Source organism: Aeromonas sp. Marseille-Q7275, assembly GCF_965119515.1.
Genome location: NZ_CBCPLW010000044.1, coordinates 1 through 1,799, shown reverse-complemented (window position 1 = coordinate 1,799; position 1,799 = coordinate 1). Strand labels below are relative to the sequence as shown.

Genomic DNA, 1,799 nt, shown 5'->3' with positions numbered 1-1,799 from the left:
CCTGTGGTTATGTTTAGCGCTGCCCACCTGCCAAGCTGCATAGCAGCAGGTGGCCCCGATAGGGGGCGTTGAATATAACCCGCATTGTGCGCAGTCTTGGGCCCGTCGGCGGCCCCAAAAATCACCTTACTGCAGTAAAATCCATGCAACCCTCAAGGCCAATCTTTCAGGGGCTTTAGCCCCTATAAGGCGGCTATCGCTTCGTCTATTGCCGTGACGTAGGTAGGCCCGCCGAAACGTCTTTGGAATGCGTCTGTGAGGCCCTGAACCCCCTTCCTCTGCCAAACCGGTCTTTGCTGCCCAGGTAGTACATCCAGCAGCGATATCCTCCTGTCGAAGACAAGCGACACTCACGGGCTGCTCGATAACCATTTCGCGATAATCAACCCCAGAACTATGCCGACGGCAACGCCAGTCACGAACCCAGCGTTACCCTGTTTCGGCTCCCTATCTCTCCCTGGCTTCGGCGCCCGGTACTGTTTGGGGTTGTATATGTAGTCTTTCCTGCTCTTGTTCATCAGCGTCCTGCCCATGAAAAACCCCCGCCATGGGGCAGGGGTCTGAGGTGGTCGGAGTCCGGGGGCCAGTAACACCCGGACTTTGGTGCGGAAACCCGCACTTACCTCTTTGCTTTTAGGTCTTTCACGGCCTCATTTAAATACTCATCTATCAGATAAAACGCTACTTCCGACCACTTCAATGGTTTGCCTGTGGCATAACTAACGTCTATTGCTGCCTTTTGCAGCATTAGCTTCCTTTCCTCGGATACTCTCAGGCTCGCATAGGTCTTGGGCTTCATCTTTTTGTCCATCTGGGTACACCTCTACATCGAATCATAGTGCCTTTGTGGATTTATTTTACAGATATACTTGTGCACATTTACAAGTAGGGCTATGTTTTCCACATTACTCACTGTGCACATTGGTACATATGTTCTTCGACTGGCTGACCATAGAGCAGGATTTCGGGTTTCAGCTCCCACTTCTGGATGGGAATGCGTACGCCCGTCTGGTGATAGAGGAGGGGGAAGTTGTGGAAACTGGTGCACTCTGCGCTCCGGCGTTCTCCCATAAGGGCTCGTTCTGTGACAGCGTCCTGATTAAGGTCAACGGCTCATCTATTCGCATGTCAGGCAACCCGTCCCGGTGGGGCAGGCTCGATAACCTGTGGGGTCATCGTTCTTTGGATGCCTGTGTCGCTGTTTACAACGACATACTCCGCGACATTTACGGTCACTGTGGCCAGATTCCCCAGTTCACCAAGTGCACCCAGATTTTTACCAGCCAATCCACCAAGGCCAATCCAACTCCATTCGAGGTGTCAGATGGTGCAACCATTCGAGAATTACACATCACTGAAAATATTGCTGTCGGCTCTGGGAATGAGCGTGATTATATATGCGGTCTTTCCACTCTTCGCTATCGCAACTCTATTCCTCGACTTCATACTGATGGCAATTCGGTAGATTGGCTTTCAAAGCTGGGTAACGCCGCCCTTATTTATCCAACTGTTTACAATAAGGGATACGAATTAGAGTTGCATTCCCTCGGCAAAATCGCTCGTAATTTCGGTGATGATTCCGACGAAATGCGCCATATTCAAAACCTGATTGGCTATTGCCGTGACGCTGGCATCGTCCGATACGAATTAAAACTCAAAAGCAAATATCTACAGCGCAATGATATGCAATATTGGGGCTTTCATAACTTCGACCCCCTCGACATATTAATCGACGACTTCGTTAACCTTGACAAAAAGCTGAGTGTGACCGCCATGGACATTGAAACCATCTCTGAGCG

Annotated in this window: 2 protein-coding genes; one reads left to right on the top strand and one right to left on the bottom strand. The window is 50.5% G+C overall.

The window, feature by feature from the left end:
* Nucleotides 1-619 precede the first annotated feature (619 nt).
* On the bottom strand, nt 620-811 hold the full coding sequence (locus ACWPWQ_RS21265) for a hypothetical protein (protein WP_454010705.1): 192 nt from the start codon (nt 809-811) through the stop codon (nt 620-622).
* Between the two features lie 119 nt (nt 812-930).
* Between ACWPWQ_RS21265 and ACWPWQ_RS21260 the strand changes: the two genes are divergently transcribed.
* A partial coding sequence (locus ACWPWQ_RS21260; RefSeq protein ID WP_454010704.1) for a phage/plasmid replication domain-containing protein occupies nt 931-1,799 on the top strand: 869 nt, incomplete at its 3' end.